Annotated in this window: 14 protein-coding genes and 1 tRNA gene (1 of these 15 cut by a window edge); 8 read left to right on the top strand and 7 right to left on the bottom strand. The window is 45.1% G+C overall.

The window, feature by feature from the left end:
- Together aceF and aceE are read right to left on the bottom strand one after the other, a co-directional pair.
- Positions 1-1,448: the 5' portion of a dihydrolipoyllysine-residue acetyltransferase gene (gene aceF / locus ABXT42_RS03935; RefSeq protein ID WP_443629065.1), read on the bottom strand. Its footprint begins 223 nt before the window's first position; only the first 1,448 of its 1,671 coding nucleotides appear in the window; the start codon lies at positions 1,446-1,448; its stop codon lies off the left edge, out of view.
- Between the two features lie 26 nt (positions 1,449-1,474).
- Positions 1,475-4,135 carry a pyruvate dehydrogenase (acetyl-transferring), homodimeric type gene (aceE, locus tag ABXT42_RS03930; protein WP_443629064.1) on the bottom strand — a complete coding sequence of 887 codons (2,661 nt, stop codon included), beginning with the start codon at positions 4,133-4,135 and terminating at the stop codon, positions 1,475-1,477.
- 421 nt (positions 4,136-4,556) lie between these two features.
- On the opposite strand from aceE, the gene nadC reads away from it, so the two are divergent.
- Positions 4,557-5,411, top strand: a complete 855-nt coding sequence (nadC, locus tag ABXT42_RS03925; protein WP_443629063.1) for a carboxylating nicotinate-nucleotide diphosphorylase — start codon at positions 4,557-4,559, stop codon at positions 5,409-5,411.
- Here nadC and ABXT42_RS03920 read toward each other — a convergent pair.
- Genes ABXT42_RS03920 through ABXT42_RS03910 form a run of 3 tightly spaced genes read right to left on the bottom strand, consistent with a single transcriptional unit; the run spans position 5,408 to position 9,170 of the window.
- Complete coding sequence (locus tag ABXT42_RS03920) at positions 5,408-6,475, bottom strand: ABC transporter ATP-binding protein (protein WP_443629062.1); 1,068 nt, start codon at positions 6,473-6,475, stop codon at positions 5,408-5,410. The two genes, nadC and ABXT42_RS03920, sit on opposite strands and share 4 nt — an antisense overlap.
- Positions 6,476-6,490: 15 nt before the next feature.
- Complete coding sequence (locus ABXT42_RS03915; protein WP_443629061.1) at positions 6,491-8,116, bottom strand: ABC transporter permease; 1,626 nt, start codon at positions 8,114-8,116, stop codon at positions 6,491-6,493.
- A 13-nt stretch (positions 8,117-8,129) separates the two neighbouring features.
- Positions 8,130-9,170 carry an extracellular solute-binding protein gene (locus ABXT42_RS03910; protein WP_443629060.1) on the bottom strand — a complete coding sequence of 347 codons (1,041 nt, stop codon included), beginning with the start codon at positions 9,168-9,170 and terminating at the stop codon, positions 8,130-8,132.
- A 255-nt stretch (positions 9,171-9,425) separates the two neighbouring features.
- Between ABXT42_RS03910 and ABXT42_RS03905 the strand changes: the two genes are divergently transcribed.
- A tRNA-Arg gene (locus ABXT42_RS03905) sits at positions 9,426-9,502 on the top strand.
- A 177-nt stretch (positions 9,503-9,679) separates the two neighbouring features.
- Here the strand turns inward: ABXT42_RS03905 and ABXT42_RS03900 are convergent.
- Positions 9,680-11,278, bottom strand: a complete 1,599-nt coding sequence (locus ABXT42_RS03900) for an exonuclease domain-containing protein (RefSeq protein ID WP_443629059.1) — start codon at positions 11,276-11,278, stop codon at positions 9,680-9,682.
- A gap of 1,004 nt (positions 11,279-12,282) precedes the next feature.
- Positions 12,283-14,148, bottom strand: coding sequence for a sigma-54-dependent Fis family transcriptional regulator (locus tag ABXT42_RS03895; protein ID WP_443629058.1), 1,866 nt, complete (start codon positions 14,146-14,148; stop codon positions 12,283-12,285).
- A 198-nt stretch (positions 14,149-14,346) separates the two neighbouring features.
- Here ABXT42_RS03895 and ABXT42_RS03890 point away from each other — a divergent pair, with 198 nt between their 5' ends.
- The 6 genes from ABXT42_RS03890 to ABXT42_RS03865 are packed head-to-tail and all read left to right on the top strand — an operon-like array spanning position 14,347 to position 20,879.
- Positions 14,347-15,399, top strand: coding sequence for an NAD(P)-dependent alcohol dehydrogenase (locus ABXT42_RS03890; RefSeq protein WP_443629057.1), 1,053 nt, complete (start codon positions 14,347-14,349; stop codon positions 15,397-15,399).
- A gap of 37 nt (positions 15,400-15,436) precedes the next feature.
- The gene (locus tag ABXT42_RS03885) at positions 15,437-16,972 is read left to right on the top strand and encodes an ABC transporter substrate-binding protein (RefSeq protein WP_443629056.1); all 1,536 of its coding nucleotides are present in this window, start codon (positions 15,437-15,439) and stop codon (positions 16,970-16,972) included.
- A gap of 53 nt (positions 16,973-17,025) precedes the next feature.
- Positions 17,026-17,892, top strand: coding sequence for a carbohydrate ABC transporter permease (locus ABXT42_RS03880; protein WP_443629055.1), 867 nt, complete (start codon positions 17,026-17,028; stop codon positions 17,890-17,892).
- A gap of 1 nt (position 17,893) precedes the next feature.
- Positions 17,894-18,739: a carbohydrate ABC transporter permease gene (locus tag ABXT42_RS03875; protein WP_443629054.1), complete on the top strand. Its 846-nt coding sequence runs from the start codon at positions 17,894-17,896 to the stop codon at positions 18,737-18,739.
- Positions 18,740-18,745: 6 nt separating this feature from the next.
- Positions 18,746-19,798, top strand: coding sequence for an ABC transporter ATP-binding protein (locus ABXT42_RS03870; protein ID WP_443629053.1), 1,053 nt, complete (start codon positions 18,746-18,748; stop codon positions 19,796-19,798).
- A gap of 1 nt (position 19,799) precedes the next feature.
- Complete coding sequence (locus ABXT42_RS03865; RefSeq protein WP_443629052.1) at positions 19,800-20,879, top strand: ABC transporter ATP-binding protein; 1,080 nt, start codon at positions 19,800-19,802, stop codon at positions 20,877-20,879.
- Positions 20,880-21,046 lie beyond the last annotated feature (167 nt).

Here is a 21,046-nt window from a genome sequence, read left to right as displayed (position 1 = left end):
CCAATACTGCCTAAGCTAGAGATTGTAAAGCAACCTCCCTGCATATCTGCAGGCATTAGCTTTTTGTCTTTTGCTTTGGCGCCCATAGCTATGAGCTCTTCTGAAAGCTGCCAGATAGACTTTTTATCAACATCACGAATCACAGGTACCATCAGTCCAGCTGGGGTATCAACAGCAACACCGATATGGACATAATGCTTTTGAATAATGTGCTCGCCATCGTTATCTAAGGACACATTGAACTGCGGAAACTCTCGCAAGGCCATCGCACAGGCTTTTAGCATGAAGGGTAAAGGTGTAACTTTGGTACCCTTTTTCTCTGCTTCTGCCTTTATGCTTTTACGGAAGACTTCAAGTTCAGTGATATCAGCATGATCAAACTGAGTAACGTGAGGTACGTTAAGCCAACTACGGGTCATATTTTGCGCCGTAATACGTTTGATCTTACTCATTTTAATATGATCAACTTCACCAAACTGACTAAAGTCGATCGCTGGCGGCTGCTCTATACCCACACCTTGACCGGCAGATAAAGCAGGCTGAAGCATTTTCTGCTTCACAAACACCTGAACATCCTCTTTAAGCACACGGCCTCTAGGCCCTGTTGCAGAAACCTGACCTAGATCTACACCTAGCTCTCTAGCTAACATGCGCACAGCCGGGCCTGCATGAGCTGCACTTCCAGCCCCAACTGGCGCAGCTGCAGATACTTTAGGTGCGGGAGCTTTAGCAGGCGACACAACTTTTTGGGCTACAGCGGCCTTACTAACTTGAGCCGTAACAGCAACACTTGGAGCTTTCACTTGAGTTACTGGCTCATCAGCCTTAATGGTTTCGTTAGAAGCAGCCATTAGCACCGCAATGGTATCTCCTACATTAACTTTTTGGCCCTCTGCTACTTTAAGTTCTAGCACAGTGCCTGCAAAATTGACTGGAATTTCCATAGAGGCTTTGTCTGTTTCAAGTACAACCAGACTATCGCCATCAGACAGCTCGTCGCCCACCTTAACGGAAATCTCAATGATTTCTACATCAGTGGCGCCACCTAAATCTGGCACTAACGCTAGACGCTCAGACTCCACCGAACTGGCAGGCTCAGACTCTTTTACTGCCAAAACTGGTGCTGGCGATACAACCTCCACTTCGGCAGTAGCAGCTGCAACCTCTTCAGCTTTAACATCTATTACTTGTGCATCGGCAGAATCGCCGTGCGCAGCTTCAATTTCTATCATCACGTCACCCATGCTGCAGGTGTCGCCTTCTTTGAGTAGGATGGCTTTAATAGTGCCCGCACTTGATGCTGGAATCTCCATTGACGCTTTATCAGTCTCAACGACTATAATAGAGTCTCCTTCATCTACCACATCCCCAACAGCTACACAGATTTCGATCACTTCTACACTTTGCGCGCCGCCCATATCTGGGATCATCATATTACTTGTTGCCATGTCTTTGTCCTCTTTTCGTCAGCAGCTTACAGGTGAACAGGATTAGGCTTGTCACTGTCGATATTGAACTTTTTAATGGCTCGCGACACCTCACTTACCTTTATCGTGCCATCTTCTGCCAATGCTTTTAACGCTGCAACAACAATGTAGTAACGGTTAACCTCAAAAAACTCTCTTAGCTTTTCACGGCTATCACTACGACCGTAGCCATCTGTACCAAGCACTTTATAGGTAGCAGGTACAAACTCACGAATTTGCTCAGCAAATGCTTTCACATAGTCTGTGGCAGCAATTACTGGGCCTGCATGAGCTGAGAAGCACTCTTCTACATAGCTTTGTTTAGGCTGCGCCTCTGGATGGAGCATATTCCAACGACTAATATCTTGGGCATTGCGACCCAATTCGTTAAAGCTCGTTGCACTCCAGACATCTGAACCAATCTCAAAGTCTTTCGCCAAAATTTCTGCAGCAGCTTCAACTTCTCGTAAGATAGTGCCACTACCAAGCAACTGCACACGCTTTTTAGCTTTAGGCTTAATTTCTTTTAATAAGTACATCCCCTTAATGATGCCTTCCTCACAGCCGATAGGCATATCAGGCTGAATGTAGTTTTCGTTCATCACAGTAATGTAGTAAAACTTATTTTCTTTTAAATCATACATGCGGTGCAGGCCATCTTGAATGATGACAGTAAGCTCATAAGCGTATGTAGGATCATAAGTAACGCAGTTGGGGATTAGGTTACCTAAAATATGGCTGTGTCCATCTTCGTGTTGCAAACCTTCGCCGTTCAAAGTGGTACGGCCAGCGGTGGCACCTATGAGGAAGCCACGCGCCTGACTGTCGCCAGCTGCCCATGCAATATCTCCAATACGCTGGAAACCAAACATAGAATAGAAAATGTAAAACGGAATCATGGCGTAATTGTTATTACTGTATGAAGTAGCACACGCCAACCATGCTGACATGGCGCCTGCTTCGTTAATACCTTCTTCTAAAATTTGCCCAGCCTGATCTTCTCGGTAATACATCACCTGATCCGAATCATGAGGCACGTACTTTTGGCCCTCTGCGGTATAAATACCTAGTTGACGGAACATACCTTCCATACCAAAGGTGCGCGCTTCATCTGGCACAATAGGCACAACACGCTTACCAATTTCTTTATCTTTAACCAAGGTGGTTAGGGTACGAACAAATGACATGGTCGTAGATATTTCACGCTTGCCGCTAGATTTTAATTGCCCACCTAATGATTTTAAGCTGGGTGTATTAAGTGATTCAAAATCACTACGACGACTAGGTAATACTCCACCTAAAGACTCGCGTCTTGCGCGCATATACTTCATTTCAGGCGTATCTTCTGCAGGCCTGTAATAGGGTACATTTTTAATTTGATCACGCGTTAACGGAATATTAAAACGCTGGCAAAAGCTTTCCATTTCATCCATATCAAGCTTTTTAAGAGAATGGGTCGGGTTCTTTGCTTCACCTGACTTACCCATGCCATAGCCCTTAACGGTTTGGGCTAAGATCACTGTAGGGCGACCAACAGTGTGAGTGGCTTCGTGGTAGGCTGCATAAACCTTATAAGGATCATGCCCACCGCGGTTAAGCTTCATAATATCTTCGTCAGAGTAATCTGCTACCATTTCTAGTAGTTCAGGATACTTACCAAAGAAGTGCTCACGCGTGTAAGCTCCACCCATGGCTTTATAGTTTTGTAGCTCTCCATCAACCACTTCATTCATGCGCTTTTGCAGTAAACCTGTTGTGTCACGCTCTAATAAAGGATCCCAATGGCGGCCCCAAAGCACTTTTATCACATGCCAGCCTGCACCCTTAAAGATGCTCTCAAGCTCTTGTACAACCTTGCCGTTACCACGCACAGGGCCGTCTAAGCGTTGTAAATTACAGTTGATTACAAAAATAAGATTGTCTAGCTTCTCGCGAGCTGCAAGAGAAATGCACCCCAAAGATTCTGGCTCATCACATTCGCCATCACCCAAAAATGCCCAAACCTTACGGTCGCCATTATCTACTAAACCACGCTGCTGCTGGTAGCGCATAATGTGAGCTTGATGAATCGCCTGCAACGGACCTAAGCCCATAGAAACCGTAGGAAACTGCCAGTAATCAGGCATTAGCCAAGGGTGTGGGTAAGAAGATAAACCATTGCCATCTACTTCACGGCGAAAATTATCCATTTGCTCATCACTTAAGCGCCCTTCTAGATAAGAACGTGCATAGATGCCAGGAGAAATATGGCCTTGAAAGAAGACCAGATCGCCTTCTTGTTGATCTGTATTACCACGGAAAAAGTAGTTAAAACCTACATCATATAAAGTAGCCGACGAGGAGAAGCTAGCAATGTGGCCACCTAGCCCATCGTCATTATCATTTGCTCTCATTACCATAGCCATGGCATTCCAGCGAATTAATGAACGAATACGACGCTCTATAAATAGATCACCTGGCATAAGCTGCTCATCGCCTGGAGCAATGCTGTTTACGTAAGGTGTAGTAAGGGAATTTTCTACTTTTGCACCCTGCAACCGGGCTTGTTCGCCCAACTGCGCCAGAATAAAACGGGCACGATCAGCACCTTCGTTTTTTATTACTGATGTCAAAGCATCCAACCACTCTTGTGTTTCGATTGGATCAATATCTGAATGAGACTGCAACACATTACTCTCCTGTCTACTTCTGCTGAAGCTTTTTGCTTCCGCACACTAAAAAGATATGTAGTAATACTACAATATTTACATAAATAATGCCAATTTAAGCCGGCTAAAAGTCGCTAGAGTAAATGTTTTACATTTTATTACTAAACACCATAACGCCTCATACCAAGCCTATAAGGAACCAATACTTCCCCCTGCCTCGTAATAGACTCTTTAATAAATGTCAAATGATAAACCAGTAAGTTAAAAGCTTTTTTACCCACTTTATAAACCTACACACCCACACATGCGTATACTTTACTTACATTTAATATTGGCATTAGCATACCAGTAACGTTAACATTTGTACTCTAAACCTTTGTAAAGGCTGTGGTATCATATTGCCCGTTACACCACACCTCTAGCACCTAGCATGGAATCTTCAATGCCTACAAATAACGATCTTAACAACCATTATCTTAAAGCCGACCTACAAAGCAACGTAGCCGCAGCTTTGCTAGAAGATGTAGGTGAAGGAGACATTACAGCACGTCTTATTCCAGCAGATGAAATGGCTTGTGCTACGGTAATTACCCGTGAAGAGGCTACCATTTGTGGTGTCGACTGGGTGAATGAAGTGGCACTGCAAGTAGATCCTAGCATCGTCATAGATTGGATGGTGTCTGACGGTCAACACGCACAAGCTAATCAAATATTGTTCAAAGCCACTGGCAATGCTCGCAGCCTACTTACCTTTGAACGATGCGCTCTTAATTTTTTACAATGTTTGTCAGGCACTGCAAGCACTGCCTATTATTACGCCAATTTGGTAGCTGATACACAAGTAAAACTATTGGACACGCGCAAGACGATTCCAGGCTTACGCAAAGCCCAGAAATATGCCGTGGCTTGTGGCCAATGCTTTAACCACCGTATTGGGCTATATGATGCGTTTTTGATCAAAGAGAACCACATAGCAGCTTGTGGCGGCATAAGCCAAGCCATTGCTACGGCTAGACAGCAAGAGCCGACTAAACCTGTGGAAGTGGAAGTGGAATCTATGGATGAGCTAAAACAAGCACTGGATGCCAATGCAGATCGGATCATGTTGGACAATTTCACCTTAAGTGACATGACAGAAGCTGTAAAGCTTGCAGCAGGACGAGCTCAACTGGAAGCCTCTGGCGGAATTACTGAGCATACTCTGCTCCCCATAGCTCAAACAGGGGTAGATTATATTTCTATTGGCGCATTAACCAAAGATTGTCGCGCCATTGATTTGTCTATGCGCTTTGTTTAAAACAACATTAGATGATCAAGCGAGAGCTTGATACCAATTTCTTCACCAATTTCATGATTATGGTGGGAATCAGCAAAGCAGGAGATGGTCTGATTTCCTGCTATTAACACCCGATATAAAAAGTGCGTTCCCCTAAAGCGCTTACTGATAATACGACCTGTTATAGGGCTATCATCTAAATGAAGCACGTCATCTGGGCGAATAAACACTTCTGCACTTTGTCCAATGGGAAAACCATGAGGACGGTCACTACACAATTCACCTATGGGTGATTGCACACAAGTGTCACTAATAACATTACAGGCCAAAAAGTCGCCTTCGCCTATAAAATCAGCTACAAATCTGCCATCTGGCTTGTGATAAATATTGTACGCCGTATCCCATTGTTGGATACGGCCTTGGTTCATTACGGCCACATGATCAGCCATGGTAAAGGCTTCAGTTTGGTCATGAGTCACTAACAATCCTGGAATCTTCTCCTGCCTTAAAATAGCTCTCACTTCAGGCACTAGCTCTTCACGTAGCATGGCATCTAGGCCTGAAAAAGGCTCATCTAATAATAGCAAACTTGGTTTGGGGGCCATGGCGCGAGCCAGCGCCACACGCTGTTGCTGCCCACCTGATAATGCATGGGGATAACGCTCTTGATAACCACTCAAACCCACCAAACTCAACAACTCTTCAACTCGCTGCACCTGTTCGGCCTTGGGCCATAAGTGCAAGCCAAAAGCCACGTTTGCAGCGATATTCATATGAGGAAATAACGCCACATCCTGAAACACCATACCTACGTTGCGAGTTTCAGCTGGCAGGCAAAAATCGTCTTTAGCCAGAGTTTTACCTGCTAAGCTGATACTGCCAGACTGCAACGGCACAAAACCAGCAATAGCGCGCAATAACGTGGATTTACCACAACCACTGGGGCCCAATAAACAGCCTATTTCGCCTATTCCCACTGCCAAGCTTACATCATGCACGATTGCATGCTGCCCATAAGCAATGTTTACCTTATCCACCAGCAAATGCTGGTCCGAGTTATCAAAAGACAGAGTTGACATAGTCATTTATCATTTCTCATATTAGTGAGGCCTGCGGCGAGATATAGAAGCGTGTAACATCAAAACAGGTATGAGCCCTACCAACACGATCATGATAGAAGCAGGCGCGGCATCTACAAGCCTCTCATCTGAAGCTAATTCATAAGCCCTCACGGCCATGGTATTAAAGTTAAAGGGCCTCAATATTAATGTTGCCGGTAGCTCTTTAAGCACATCCACAAAAACGATCAACACCGCAGTGAGTATAGAACCACGCATTAACGGCACATGAATTTGACGCAAGATAGCCCAGGGACTGTGACCCATTGAGCGACCCGCGTGATCTAAGCTCGGTTTAATTTGGTCTAAACCTGCTTGCACACTGCCAAGAGCAACAGCCAAAAAACGCACAGTGTAAGCAAACAATAACGCCACCAAACTGCCAGACAAAAGCAGCCCGGGATTATCCCAACCCAAACCTTCAAACATGGCGATGATACTATGATCCATCCACGCCAAAGGGATCAATACACCAATCGCAATAATAGTGCCAGGTAAGGCATAACCAAACCCTGATATAGCAATCACAGTGCTAATGGGTTTAATGGGTTTATTTCTTTTTGCATAAGACAAAATGATAGCTAATATTACCGCAATAAGTGCAGCCATGAAGGCCAAACTAAATGAGTTCCAGGCAAGCTCTACAAAGTCCCAACCCAAAGGCTGCGCTTCAAATACAGCCCAATATAATAACTGTGCGGCTGGAATCATAAAACCAAAAAGCAGTGGCGCAAGGCATAAGGCAGAAGCTATGAGCGCCTTACTTCCATCTAGAGGAATTAAATCAGCGCGAGCTTTAGACTCTACTGCAGAGTGGTAGCGAGCACGACGGCGCGAATAGCGCTCTAGCAACACCAATAACATTACAAATGCCAATAAGCCCACAGCAAGTTGAGCGGCAGCAGCCGTATCACCGTATCCGTAGAAAGTTCTAAAGATGCCTGTGGTAAAAGTGCTCACACCAAAATATTGCACCGTGCCATAGTCGGCTAAAGTTTCCATCAGCGCCAAGGATAAGCCTGCAATAATAGCTGGCCTTGCCATGGGTAACGCCAAACTCCATAAAGCACGCCACCTTGAATAACCTAAGCTGCAGCCTACTTCGATACTATTAACAGACTGCTCCAAAAAAGCAGATCTAGCTAAAAGATAAACATATGGATACAACACGAGTGACATCATCACGATAGCGCCACCCATGGATCTAATTTCAAAAAACCAATAATCGCCGTAACCTAAACCAGTTAACTCTCTTATAGACGTTTGCACTGGCCCTGCATAGTCGAGTATGCCGGTGTAGGTATAGGCAATAATATAAGCAGGCATGGCAAGGGGTAATAATAACGCCCAACTAAACCATCTTCGACCTGGAAAGCTGCACATACTGGTGAGCCATGCTGTGGGCACGCCCAATAAAAGCACGCCTGTACCTACCCCAAACAACAACAGCAAAGAATTAACTAGGTATTCACTTAACACCGTATCAAACAAGTGCTGCCAAAGTGCGCCATCAGCAAGCATGGCATAACTGCCAATCACAATCACTGGAAGCAATATAAAAACTGCAATCACAACAGCAAAAGCACTTAACCCATGGCGTTTAAACATTAACCTTTATTACCTATTTCCAACCAGCGCGATCCATTAATTTAATCGCTTGTCGATTATTGAGACCTAAAATTTCTAAATCAATCGGGTCCATCTTGTAATCACCAAAGCCTTTAAGTGCTAGTGAAACCTCTACACCATCAACCACAGGATATTCATTATTGATCTTGGCATACCATGCTTGTGCGGGCGCAGAAGCCAAGTATTCTAACAGAGCTTGGGCTTCATTGTAGTGTTTACCATATTTAGTAAAGGCTGCACCACTTACATTGACGTGGGCGCCGCGATTTGCTGCACCTTCGCCCTTTTGATTAGGCCAAAATACTGCTAATTTGTTAGCCACTGCTTGATCTTCAGGCTTGCTACTATTGATCAAGCGCGCAAGGTAATACGTGTTTGCAATGGTCACATCGCACACCCCTGCTGCCACAGCCTTTAACTGATCTGTATCCCCTCCAGAGGGTGATTTGGCTAAATTATTAACCATGCCTTCTATCCAGCTTTGCGTAGTTTCATCGCCTAATGCATGGATAGCTGCCGCTACTAGAGACTGGTTGTACACATTTTGAGAAGACCTAAGGCAAATGCGACCTTGCCATTGCGCCTGAGCCAATGCTTCGTAGGTAGTTAATTGGCCTACATCAACGCGGTCTTTGGCATAAATAATAGGCCTTGCTCTTAGGGTGAGCCCATACCAATAATGTTCAGAATCTCTTAGCGCTTGAGGTATAGACGCCTCTAATACAGGCAAAGCTACAGCCTTTAATACACCTGCCTCTTTAGCACGGTGCAAGCGACCGACATCTGATGTGATAAAAATATCTGCTTCGGTTGCACTGCCCTCTACTTGCAAACGCTTTAATAACGCGTCAGCGTTGCCTGTTACAAGATTAACTTCAATGCCTGTAGAGGCACTAAACTCATCCAATAAGGGCTTAATCAACGCTTCCTTGCGGGCAGAATAAACATTAACAACGTCAGCCGCTTGGGCGACGTTTACACACAAAAACCCTGCAGTAAAAGTGGAAAATATAAGCTTATTAATAAGGTTCATGGGATCTCCTGTCATGTCTCGTTTCAATGTTAATTACGTCATACAAATAGACTGCCGCTTGCCTTTAAATAGCTGGCAGACCATTCAATACCAAAATTATACCCAGCAGTTAACGCAAATGCAAATCATTCTTATTAAGATTTACAATAAAGCTTTAGTTTGCATTGATTAAGAAAAAATAGTTTTATTTACACACTTTGCTAGTAATGCAGCTACACATAGAATTGATCAACTGGTAGAATGCGCGGCTACAACGTCCCAGTAGCTCAGCTGGATAGAGCAGCCGCCTCCTAAGCGGCAGGTCGGAGGTTCGACTCCTCTCTGGGACGCCATTCCCCCTTATTTTCCGGTTTCATCCAGCATGTCCTTGGTTTTCATATTTTAAATCCATTTTTTGGAAATGATTTAGCCGTTGGGCTATTTTCGTCATTGCGTGCTGTCGCCCACTTACATTAACAGTACCCACTCTTAATGCCCATTTACACACTGTAAAAGTGTCAGAGTTTTTGTCAAGGGGTGGCAATGGCCACTAACGGCCAAACCTTTAGGCCGTTGACTTGGGTTTTCTTTTGGTTCACTAAAAAGCGCACTAATATAAAGTAGGTATCTAGGTCAAACTGGTGATTCTGCTCTAGCTGGGCTGCGCTTATTTGTAGCTGGCTTTCACTTGGGCTGCTTGGTTGCGTACCTAATAGCAATGCGCTTCCTTTAGCGGCTGAAGCGTTTTGCTGTTGGGCTTGGGCTAGTTGATAACCATAATCGTAGATGTCTTCTAACAGGGCAAGCTTAGCAACATAGCGCCATCTATCCACCACATGAAACATCACGTTATCCAAGTTATTTGGGTCTCGCTCTTCTAACAATATAGGACCTGGGTAGGGCCATGTTTTTACTTGGTAGTTTTTCAGGGCTGCTTGGGTGCGCTCGTTGTAAAGTTCTGGGGTTTCTTTGCCATGGCATGCGCCAAAGCATTTTTTTAGCTGGGCTCTAAAGCAGGGGTGGTTAGATGTTTGGCTGCCCTCTAGGTTCATTAGCTTGTGGCATAAAAAGTATTGGTCTGCCAGTGCTTCTAGCTTTTTAGAGGCTTGGCGGGCCGAGCGAAACAACCCAAACTGTTCATCTACTTGGGTGTCGGCTGTTTCTACGATCTCTACACTAAGCCGCAAATAGCCTGCATCATCGGTGCGGCTTCTTATTTGGTACAACTTTTTCACTTTGCGCAGCCTACGATTATACAAAGGCGCTAACTCTTTTATTTGGCTGCTTTCACGTATTTGAGCACCAAAGTCGCTGGGGGTGCGTTCAAAATCTACATGGGCAATTTTTGTGCTCATTTGTAGGTCTTTAGGGTTTTTGTGGTCGGAGCTAAAGTGGCTCATTACCCGGTTACGAATGTGTACGCTTTTGCCTACATACAGCAAGGCGCCCTTTTCATCGTAAAAATAATACACCCCTGCTGCTGCGGGTAATTTTTCTACGTCTTTGGCCTTTAAAAGAGTAGGCAGCGCTGGGCGCTTTAGCAGGGCTTGGCATGTGGCTGCTATTTCGTCATCTGAAAACAAGGCTGAGGACTTTTGGAAAAACTGATACACCATCTGGGCATCGTCTAAGGCGCGGTGCCGGTTTTCTATGGCTAATTCAAAGCGCTGAATAATTTGTGATAGGCCATGGCGTCTAAATTGTGGGTATAAATTACGGCTAAATTTTACCGAACATAGCGGCTTGGCATTGTAGCGAATGCCTACTCGGTCAAATTCGTTTTTTAAAAAGCTATAATCAAAGCGAGCATTGTGGGCCACTAGTGTGCGCCCTTCTAGCTTCTTTAACAAAGTTTGGGCTATGTCGCTAAATGCTGGGGCGCCTACCAACATGCCAGGGCTGATGCCGGTTAGCTTTTGGATAAAGGGCGGTATTTGCACGTTAGGGTCTATGAAACTTTGCCACGTTTCCACAAGCTTGCCTTGTTCTATAACCACCAGGCCTATTTCTATAATACGGTGGTGAATGGCTTGGCCTCCTGTGGTTTCGCAATCTAATATCACCATGCTATCTGGAAACCCAGATGAGAGCTGCTTAGGCATGGGTTGGTCTAAAAAATTGAGCTGCATAGGGGTCTCTTGGTGGCTTGTTTATTAGCATAAGGCATTTTATAGCGCGAGCTTATGGTACCATTTTGTGCTATTTGGTTTATTGTGTTTTGATGACAAAATGAATACTACACTGCAACACCCCTAGCGCTATACATTTGCGCCTAAAACTTAACCCATAACCATAGATGAGCATCCATAATAAATAGCTAATAAAAAAATACTATTATAAGCCTACCACCAAAAGCCTAGGTAAATTTCTTAGAATTATCGTGCACAGTTGCTAATTTAAGCATTACAGCAATTTCTAAGCAGCGCTAATGAGCTTTGGTAGCATTGCGGTGCTGGAAGAGCGAACGCAGCTTAGAGTGTGGCTGCAACGTACTTAATCGATGTTATAAGTGGAAAAAGTCGTACGCCAGCTTATATTAAAATAGACCTGATTCAGTTAAAACTTCGCACACTCAGCAGCAGATTTATCGAAAGGAAATCAACATGGCAAATCGAGGCGGCATGAGAGAAGGTTCAGGTAGGCGCTGGTTCAAAATAGAGCTACTGCTGACATCAAGAAAGGTCTCTCAGGGCTTGCCAAGAACCACACAGTGGAGGCATTGGGTGTCATTGTAGAATTGATGCATAACAACATGAGCGACAATGTACGGCTTTGAGTTTGTGGTAGATTATTGAGTAACGCAGTATATATTAACTCAGTGCTCCCGAATTATACCTTATCAATAAAAGCAGATTTAAGTGCTCTTGATTTAAAAGAGCTAAATAAATTTTTTTACACATGGGGTTATATTTAGGGGTATAAGTTTAATTATTAATCAATGCAATATAGCTTCAAGATGAGTGAGGCTCCAGACCATCTTTTAGTTTATTTCCTTACTGTTTAACACCCACTCCGCCCTTGTCCCTGGGTAAGTTGTGTGGATTTATTCCTTATTCTGTAAGCGCTTCGTAATTTGACGCCTGCCGAAAAGCTGGGTTAACTTTTCTTAACATAGGGGGCCTAGGGACAAACCTTAGTCAATGGAGTGAGCGTATACGGTATTGCGTGAAACACCAAGCTGACGCGCTGTGAGTGCAATATTACCGCTGCACTCGCGGATCATTTTTTTAATTTCAAGGCATTGAACCTCCTTAGCCATTTGACCGCTGCAGCGAGGGCAAGGAGTAATTGCAAATTCATGGTGTCCCAGAATCCTGACAATCCCTTCGGTGCGAATGATGCCTTCGTTATGCTGTGTGGCAAGAGTGCGTATACTCCAATCCAGATCAGACAAATTATTTATGGATGAACTCTTTTGTAGTGCTTCAATCGCACAATTTGACAGCGAATGTTGTGGCGATATCATTGCTAGCATAGTGCTGCACAAATGCTGAAAATCTGAGCGGTGATTAAGGTTGGGTAAGAAAAGGGAAAAACCTGATAGCCGTTTTATTAGCTGGTTATGAGGTCCCTGAGCTACTTTTTTGACACCATCAGTGTGCGCACTACTGAGGATGATCCACTCACCTTCACTCAATAAGGGACTGCGTCTTTGCATAACACGGTTTAGTAATGTGTTGAGCATGGGCGCGATATCAGTGGGCAATAGATCAACCCTGTCAAGGTACAGCGTGCCGCCTTTATTAAGATCAATGGTATCAGGTGTTGCCGTGCTAGTATCTGGCAAAGATTTCATTTGTGCAATCAGTTGGCTTTCAACCGAATTTACATCGACGGTTGAACAATCAACCATTATAAAGTTCTGGTCTGCATGCAGTTGCTCGTGCAACTCTTCAGCGATGGTATTCTTTCCCGTTCCTTTGGCTCCTAGTATCAATACCGGCAAGCCCTGCTGAGCCGATTTTTTACCTAATCTAAGATTATATCTCAGGGTCTCATCTTTGAATACGCGCCCTGTGATGGAGCTCTGTGTAGCTGGCCTGATGTGATAAATAGGCTCGGCTGGCAAGAAGAATTGGGTCTTGGTGAGCGCGCTTTTAGCGTTATGGGTCAGTCTGAGTCGAGCAAAATACCCCGAGTGGAGCCAGTCTTTAATCTGCACCACTTCACCCTTACAAATACGACTAATCAGCGCACGAAACTGGCCCATAAATACATCTTCATACTTAGGTGTACTGGATAGCTTTAAGCCCGTTAGTAATTCGCCTGTGCGGCGATTAGCGCCAGTAATTTCGCCTTCTTGATTGAAGGCAATCATGCCCACATTTTGGGTCTGAAGGTATTCTTGGCGTGGGTGAAACTGAATAATTTGATGGCCACGGTGGTCATCCACGAAGAGTCGATTTTCAACATTCTGTGCCGCCAAATTTACTAGGGCGAGGGTGTGGTACTGCCGCACAGTCACCTCAGAAGATGCATCAATCAATCCAATTAACTGACCACTGCTATCAAATATGGGGGCCGACAAACATGAAACTTGGCCCTCCTTGGAGAAAAAATGCTCAGGGCCAGTCACGTTACAAGGTACGCCACTGTGAAGTGAGAGTCCTAGAGCGTTAGTACCACGAATTGCCTCACTCCAAATGGATCCAGGGATGATGCTCCTGCCACAATTTGAGTTGCGAAACTCCTCATCAACAATGCGATCCAGTATCACACCATCACTATCGGCAAAAGCTAACAGGAAATTGGGCCCAGCAATCTGCGCACTGAGCAATTCTAACTCTGGTCGAGCCAACTGCATCACTAAGCCTAACTTATCACGGCGCTGGTTCAGGTCCGTGTGAGAAACAACAGCTTCCTCTGGCTTACTTGATGGATCTAAACCAAGGCGTACGCAGCGTCGCCAGCTATCAGCGATAGGTGCTGGCATAGCACCATAAGCAAATTTTCCATTCAGCTCTAGGCCTTTACGAGCTTTTTCAAATGCAGTTTCCAAAAGTATTCTCCTGATCTTGCAAATAATATGCCCGTTGTTGAACAATAAATAAAGGCAATTAGAAAAAATGTTCAATTTTTGAACACCTAAATATTCTACTCTCGCAAAAATTGAACACCCTTAGTCCACCGTTTGTAAAAGTATGTAGGTATATTCGCTGCATACACCAAACATAGTAATATAATTCTGGAGAGTTACATGAAGGCACAAGTTCTACATAAATACGATGATGACCTCACTGCATCATCTTGGGTTCAGTACATCGATGTGCCAGATCCAACAATTACAAAAGGTTCTGATGTGATCGTGCGCATTGGCGGCGCGGGTGTTTGTCGGACAGACTTACATGTTATTGAAGGCGTTTGGCGGCCTCACATGGACCCTACCGGTGACCAGCTCTTACCACTCATTCTGGGTCATGAGAATGCAGGTTGGGTTGAAGATGTGGGTCCTGAAGTTGAAGGCTTAAAAAAGGGTGACCCCGTCATTGTGCATCCAAAGATTTCAAATGGCACCTGTATTGCTTGTCGACGTGGACAAGACATGCATGGTGAAGGCACTTTCCCTGGGCTAGATTCAAACGGCGGTTATGCTGAAGCGTTAGTGACCTCAGAACGTAATATCATCAAGTTACCTGACTCATTGTTGCCTAAAGAAGTTGCACCTTATTCAGATGCGGGCCTCACAGCCTACAGAGCAGCAAAAAAGGCGACACGTCATCTTTTGCCTGGTGAATACTGTGTAGTGATTGGTGCAGGCGGTTTAGGCCACATTGCTATTCAAGTTTTGCGGGCCATGTGTGCTGCCGAAATTATTGTAGTTGATACCTCAGCTAAATCACTCGAACTTGCGGGCAAGTGTGGTGCTAACTATCTAGTGCAAGCTGATGGTGGTGAAGTCGAGGCAGTTCTATCATTGACCAAGGGCCGGGGTGCTGAAGCAGTACTGGACTTCGTTGGTGAAAAAGGGACGACCCGTAAGGGTTTAGAGATGACCCGCGCTGCTGGTAGTTATTACGTGGTCGGGTACGGTGAAGATATTCAAATTCCAACAGTTGATTTAGTTATCACGGAAAAAAATATCATAGGCAATCTAGTAGGCACTTGGGCTGAACTTACAGAATTAATGGAGTTGGCGCACAGAGGCTTGGTAGATCTTACCACCAAAGAGTATTCGCTTAGCGATGCAAACATTGCTTTGCGTGATTTACATGACGGTAAGATCAGCGGCCGTGCTGTTCTGATTCCCTGAACTTAATCGAAAAAATTAAACTAAACTGGAGTAAAGCATGATAAAAATAAATAAATTTATAGGACCAGCGTCAGTACTTGCCCTTGCTGTTGCGGCGGCATCGCCGGCATTAGCAAAGGATTACACACAATTTGGTATTCAAAAGGATTTGCCAGGCACCTGTAGCTACGAAGCGATCGATGCTAAAGATTATTCTGGACGTTCATTAAACGTCATCACTCATGCAATCCCAGTGATTGGTGAACCAACAGCGCTTCACGCTGAACAGTTTTCAGCACTTACGGGAGCCGAGGTGAACGTTGTACATGTACCTTTTGGTGATTTGTTTCAGCGCATTATGATCCCTTTCCAAAGTGAGCAAAATGCTTATGACGTATTATTTTACGCTTCACTTTGGATCGGTGATTTTAACCGTTTCTTAGAGCCGGTGCCGCAGAAGTACATTGATTCAACGGGCATGGCAGATGTGACCGATAGCTTCACTGGCGTTGCCACCTGGAATGGACAGATGATTCAGTACCCAATGGATGGCGATCGCCATTACTTGAAATACCGTACTGATATTTTTGACAATGCTGAAGTACAGGCTAAGTTCCTTGCAGATACTGGCAGTGCGCTTACTGTGCCGGAGACTTGGGAAGACTACAACAAGGTTGCAGCTTACTTTAACGACCGTGATTGGGATGGAGATGGGGAGCTAAATTATGGTTCAGCTGAAGTAGCCAAACGTGATGATTTGATGTTCTCAGCGTTCATTAGTCGTGCAGCTCCTTACGCAAAGCACCCAGACGTTAAAGGTGGTTTCTTCTTTGATTTAGAAACAATGGAGCCATTGATAAACTCACCAGGCTTTGTACGTGGTTTAAAACTGTTTGTTGATGCACAAAAAAGCTTCCCACCAGGGGGTAACAACTTTGGACTTGGTGATGAGATCTTCTCATTCGGTGGTGGACAGACTTTAATGAGCTACAGCTGGGATGATGCTTATGTCCAGGCTAACCAACCTGATAGCCGTATTCGTAATATGGTTGCTGCAGCACCTCTGCCTGGTGCGGGTGAAGTTTGGAACCGTGACACAGGCATGTGGGACACGTTTGCTACGCCAAACCGTGCACCTTACATGACTTGGGGATGGTCTTCAGCTGTATCGTCGATGTCTCAAGAACAAGATATGGCTTTTGACTTCTTGTGTTTCTTCTCTAACGAAGCCAACGCCAAGCACGACCTACAGATCGGTCGCTTTGGAGTTAACCCTTACCGTGACGAGCATTTAGATGTAGACTTCTGGAAAGGTCAAGGCTGGGAAGACAAGACAGCTGAGTCTTATGTTTCGACCTTGTCGAACATGGAGCAAAGTCAAAACCGTGTGTTTGATTTACGTGTTCCTGGTGTAAGCCAGTTCATGTCATCTATGGCTAACGGTGTTGCCGAGGCAATGGCTGGTCAGAAATCTGCTCAAGAGGCGCTGGATGGTGTAGCTAAGGAATGGGCTGACATCACTGATCGTATTGGCAAGGATCGGTTACGTGAAGCGTATTCAAACGTTGTTAAGCTTGAAGACAACGAAGATTGATGCTGTAGTGTGGAGGCCTCTTGGCCTCCACACACCATCTTGGAAAAATTAAAATGTTATCTTCAAAACACTTCTTTTTGCTACCAGCTCTTTTAACCTTGGTGGCTATCATACTTTTCCCACTTTTATTTACTGTTCGAGTTAGTTTTTCAAGCTGGGATGTATTCCAGTCGGGACTCGATTTTATAGGCGGCAGTAACTACGTCCGTGTGTTTGAGGACGAACGTTTCTGGCAAAGCCTGCAACGTTTATCGCTACTTTCAATTATCTCCGTATCGCTCCAGTACACCCTGGGCTTTGCACTGGCCTTAGCCGTTTGGAAACAAGTGCGGGGGGGCCGCTTATTGCGGGTATTATTTCTGATTCCAATGATGACCACACCTGTGGTGATGTCGGTCATTTGGCGCACCGTTTTTCATGAAAGCCTAGGCCCTGTGAATGATATTTTAAGCGCCTTTGGCGTTGGGCCTGTACCGTGGCTCTCCAGTGCAACGGGGGCATTCATTAGTGTGTTAATTGTAGAGGTTTGGCAGTGGACACCCTTTATGTTCCTGCTCTTATTAGCGGGCTTGGTGTCCTTGCCTAAGGAACCTTACCTGGCGGCTGCAATAGATGGAGCAGGAACATGGCGAACATTCTGGCAGGTGACTTTTCCGTTGATGGCGCCTATTACCATTGGTGCATTGATTATCCGCCTCATTGAGGCTTCAAAGATCATGGACACCGTTTATGTACTAACCTCAGGTGGGCCAGGAACTGCCACTGAAACCTCGTCGTATTACATTTATATACGCGGCTTGCGAGACTTTCAGATCGGTTATTCTGCCGCCTTGTCTTTGGTTTATCTAGTGATCATGATTATCAGTCTCACTATCATCGCTAAACTTCTGTTACGAACGCTGGTCGGGAAGGATGAATAAAATGAATAAGTTCTACCATACCCTCAAAACTATTTTCTTGCTTGGCTGGTCAATCTTTGTTGTGTTTCCGTTTCTTTGGGCGCTGTCGACGTCGTTTAAAGATGCTAATGCGATTACCAGCGGTGCAACCTATATCCCTTGGGTTGATTTTGAACCTTCCACCCAAGGTTGGACGTCACTGTTCACTACAGGCTCCCAGGGCATTAACATTGTGGGCCCGTTTATTGATTCTGCGGTGGTCACACTCATCGCTAGTTTAGTGAGTTTGATACTGGGCACCTTGGCGGCTTATGGCCTCTCTCGGTTTGAGTATCGCTTGGGCTTTGTAAAGAATTCTGACATCACTTTTTTCTTCATCTCTCAGCGCATCATGCCACCTATTGTGCTTGCCATACCGTTCTTTCTAATGCTCAAAGAATTAGGTGCACTGGACACTATTTTTGGTCTGGTTTTAGTGTATATCGCATTACTGCTGCCCATCGCTGTGTGGGTGATGACTGATTTCTTTTCAGGGATTCCTAAAGAGTTAGACGAGATGGCCATGACAGACGGTTGCAGCCCCATTGGCGCTTTCTTTCGAGTCATACTGCCCAATTCGGTGCCGGGGCTTGTTGTGGCAGGTATGTTCTGTCTGATCTTTGGATGGAATGACTTCTTCTTCGCCTTCACTCTAACATTTACTGAGACTCAGCTTTTGCCAGTCTCAATTGTTTCACTTAACTCCTCAGTGACGCCATGGTGGTCACTATCAGCTTTCGCGCTAATTTCTGTTGCGCCATTAGCTTGCGTTGCAGTCATTGTTGAGCGTTACATGTCACGCGGCACAATGTCGGGGGCCATTAGGTAAATTATAATGCTTCAGATTAATCATCTTACAACTGTCGATGCCAAAGTCTCTTTGGATGACGTCTCATTTCTTTTTGAGGCGGGCAAAATTTATACAATCCTAGGTCGCACTGGGGCTGGTAAGACAGAACTTTTGCGGGCCCTGATGGGGCTTAATCCTTTGAGCCATGGCAATATCAAATTAGACGAAAAAGACATTACTGAGGAGCCCATCAGGGCCCGCTATATGTCCCTTGTGTACCAACAGTTCATCAATTACCCACACTTAAGCGTGCTGGATAATGTGGCCTTTCCACTGCGCCGACAAGGTAAAGACAAAGCACAGGCCCAAGCACTGGCTAGCACTATGCTGGCGACGGTTGGCTTGGGAGAATTTTTGCAACGCCGACCTGCGCAACTTTCTGGTGGTCAGCAACAACGTGTTGCATTAGCCCGGGCTATGGTTAAACAGTCACGCATCTTGATGCTCGATGAACCATTGGCAAACCTAGACTATAAACTGCGTGAGCAACTGCGTGAGGAGTTTCCAAGACTGGTGGCAGACAACGCTGAAAGTGTCATTTTGTATACCACCACAGAGCCTCGCGAGGCAATGGAGTTGGGTAACACGATGATCGTCATGCATAACGGCAGCATTATTGCCAGCGGCGCGCCCGCAGAGCTGTTTGCGAACCCACCGACCAAGGATACAGCCAGTGTCATAAGTGACCCACCCATTTCCTTTGTATCAGGCTTTGTGCGCAACCATGAACTTTACTTTAGCGAAGGCCACCTTGCCCCGAGTGAAGGCTTGGTATTGCCAGAAGATGGCCCAGTGACCATTGCCCTGCGGCCTGATGCAATTGAGCCAGATGGCGCATTTAATGCCAAGATAGGTTTGTCAGAATTTAGTGGGTCGCAAACTATCATTCACCTCGATTTTGATTTTGGCCGCGCCATTATGATGGTCGAGGGTATTGAAACCTTTGCAGCGGGGGATGACATCAACGTATCCATCCAGTCCGAACACATCATGCTGTTTGCACCAGACGGCCGCAATATAACACTTAGGAACAACTAAGATGGCTAAAATTGTATTGGAAAACCTTGGGCATAGCTATTTAGCTAATCCCAATGGTGAGCATGACTATGCTTTGAAACCGGTCAATCTCACTTGGCAGGATGGTAAAACATATGCTTTGTTGGGACCTTCAGGCTGTGGTAAGACCACTATGCTTAACATTATTTCTGGATTGGTCTCGCCATCACATGGGCGCTTATTGTTTGATGGGCAAGATGTTACTAACATCCCAACTTCAGAGCGAAATATTGCTCAAGTGTTTCAGTTTCCTGTCATCTATTCAACTAAAACTGTGAGACAGAACCTAGCATTTCCATTGGAATGTCGTGGCGTAGCACCTGCTCGAATCAGGCAACGTGTGGCCGAAGTTGCCTCGTTGTTAGATTTGGATTATGCCCTAGACATGCCAGCACGTAAGCTCAGTGCTGATCAAAAACAATTGATTTCTTTGGGCCGTGGTCTGGTGCGAGAAGACGTTAGTGCCATTCTTTTAGATGAGCCATTAACGGTTATTGATCCACAAATGAAATTTATGCTACGGCGTAAGTTAAGGGAAATTAATCGCCAAACCGGCGTAACGATGATCTTAGTGACCCATGATCAAAGTGAAGCCATGAGTTTTGCCGATGAAATTGTGGTGATGAAAGATGGGTTATTACAACAATCAGGCACCCCAGAGGAACTCTTTTCGCGCCCTCAGAATGATTTCGTGGGCTATTTCATAGGCTCACCGCCTATGAATATGATTAACCTTGAGGCACGCCAAGGGGTCCTAGCCACAGATGCCCTAAGTCTGACGCATCAAGCGCCCACTGAAAGCAGCACCCTACTTTATCAAATGGGTATCAGACCTGAGCATATCTCTTTGGTTGATGATACGGTAGCCAACATTGGCGTTGGCATCATTAAAAAGATTGAGCACCTAGGTGTGGATGGTATTGTGACGCTGGAATTAGCAGCCAATGTGTTGATTAAAGCGAAAACTCGCAAGCACACTGAGATGACTGTAGGGACCACGATGGGTATCAACGTGCGGCATAACGATGCACTTTTGTACCGTGATGGAATATTGGCTCCTTAGTCTCTATTTAAATACCAATACTAGTGTCACTTTTAATATGGGGTAAAAGGGTCTTTTTTGGGCCCTGCTGCTCTTATGACACTCCTAAGTTAGATGATCATGCTTTGATGGTGTAACTTCTAAACCTCATTTGCATAGTGCTGTTTTTCTATCCGAAGGGCACAAGG

It is taken from the genome of Candidatus Njordibacter sp. Uisw_002 (assembly GCF_047730155.1).
In the GTDB taxonomy this organism is placed as follows: domain Bacteria; phylum Pseudomonadota; class Gammaproteobacteria; order Pseudomonadales; family Balneatricaceae; genus Njordibacter.
This window is presented reverse-complemented; position numbering and strand designations above follow the sequence as displayed.

Coding starts and splice junctions, on each gene's coding strand:
- nadC (WP_443629063.1), top strand. CDS start 4,557: ATGCCTACAAATAACGATCTTAACAACCATTATCTTAAAGCCGACCTA.
- ABXT42_RS03920 (WP_443629062.1), bottom strand. CDS start 6,475: ATGACTATGTCAACTCTGTCTTTTGATAACTCGGACCAGCATTTGCTG.
- ABXT42_RS03915 (WP_443629061.1), bottom strand. CDS start 8,116: ATGTTTAAACGCCATGGGTTAAGTGCTTTTGCTGTTGTGATTGCAGTT.
- ABXT42_RS03910 (WP_443629060.1), bottom strand. CDS start 9,170: ATGAACCTTATTAATAAGCTTATATTTTCCACTTTTACTGCAGGGTTT.
- ABXT42_RS03900 (WP_443629059.1), bottom strand. CDS start 11,278: ATGCAGCTCAATTTTTTAGACCAACCCATGCCTAAGCAGCTCTCATCT.
- ABXT42_RS03890 (WP_443629057.1), top strand. CDS start 14,347: ATGAAGGCACAAGTTCTACATAAATACGATGATGACCTCACTGCATCA.
- ABXT42_RS03885 (WP_443629056.1), top strand. CDS start 15,437: ATGATAAAAATAAATAAATTTATAGGACCAGCGTCAGTACTTGCCCTT.
- ABXT42_RS03880 (WP_443629055.1), top strand. CDS start 17,026: ATGTTATCTTCAAAACACTTCTTTTTGCTACCAGCTCTTTTAACCTTG.
- ABXT42_RS03875 (WP_443629054.1), top strand. CDS start 17,894: ATGAATAAGTTCTACCATACCCTCAAAACTATTTTCTTGCTTGGCTGG.
- ABXT42_RS03870 (WP_443629053.1), top strand. CDS start 18,746: ATGCTTCAGATTAATCATCTTACAACTGTCGATGCCAAAGTCTCTTTG.
- ABXT42_RS03865 (WP_443629052.1), top strand. CDS start 19,800: ATGGCTAAAATTGTATTGGAAAACCTTGGGCATAGCTATTTAGCTAAT.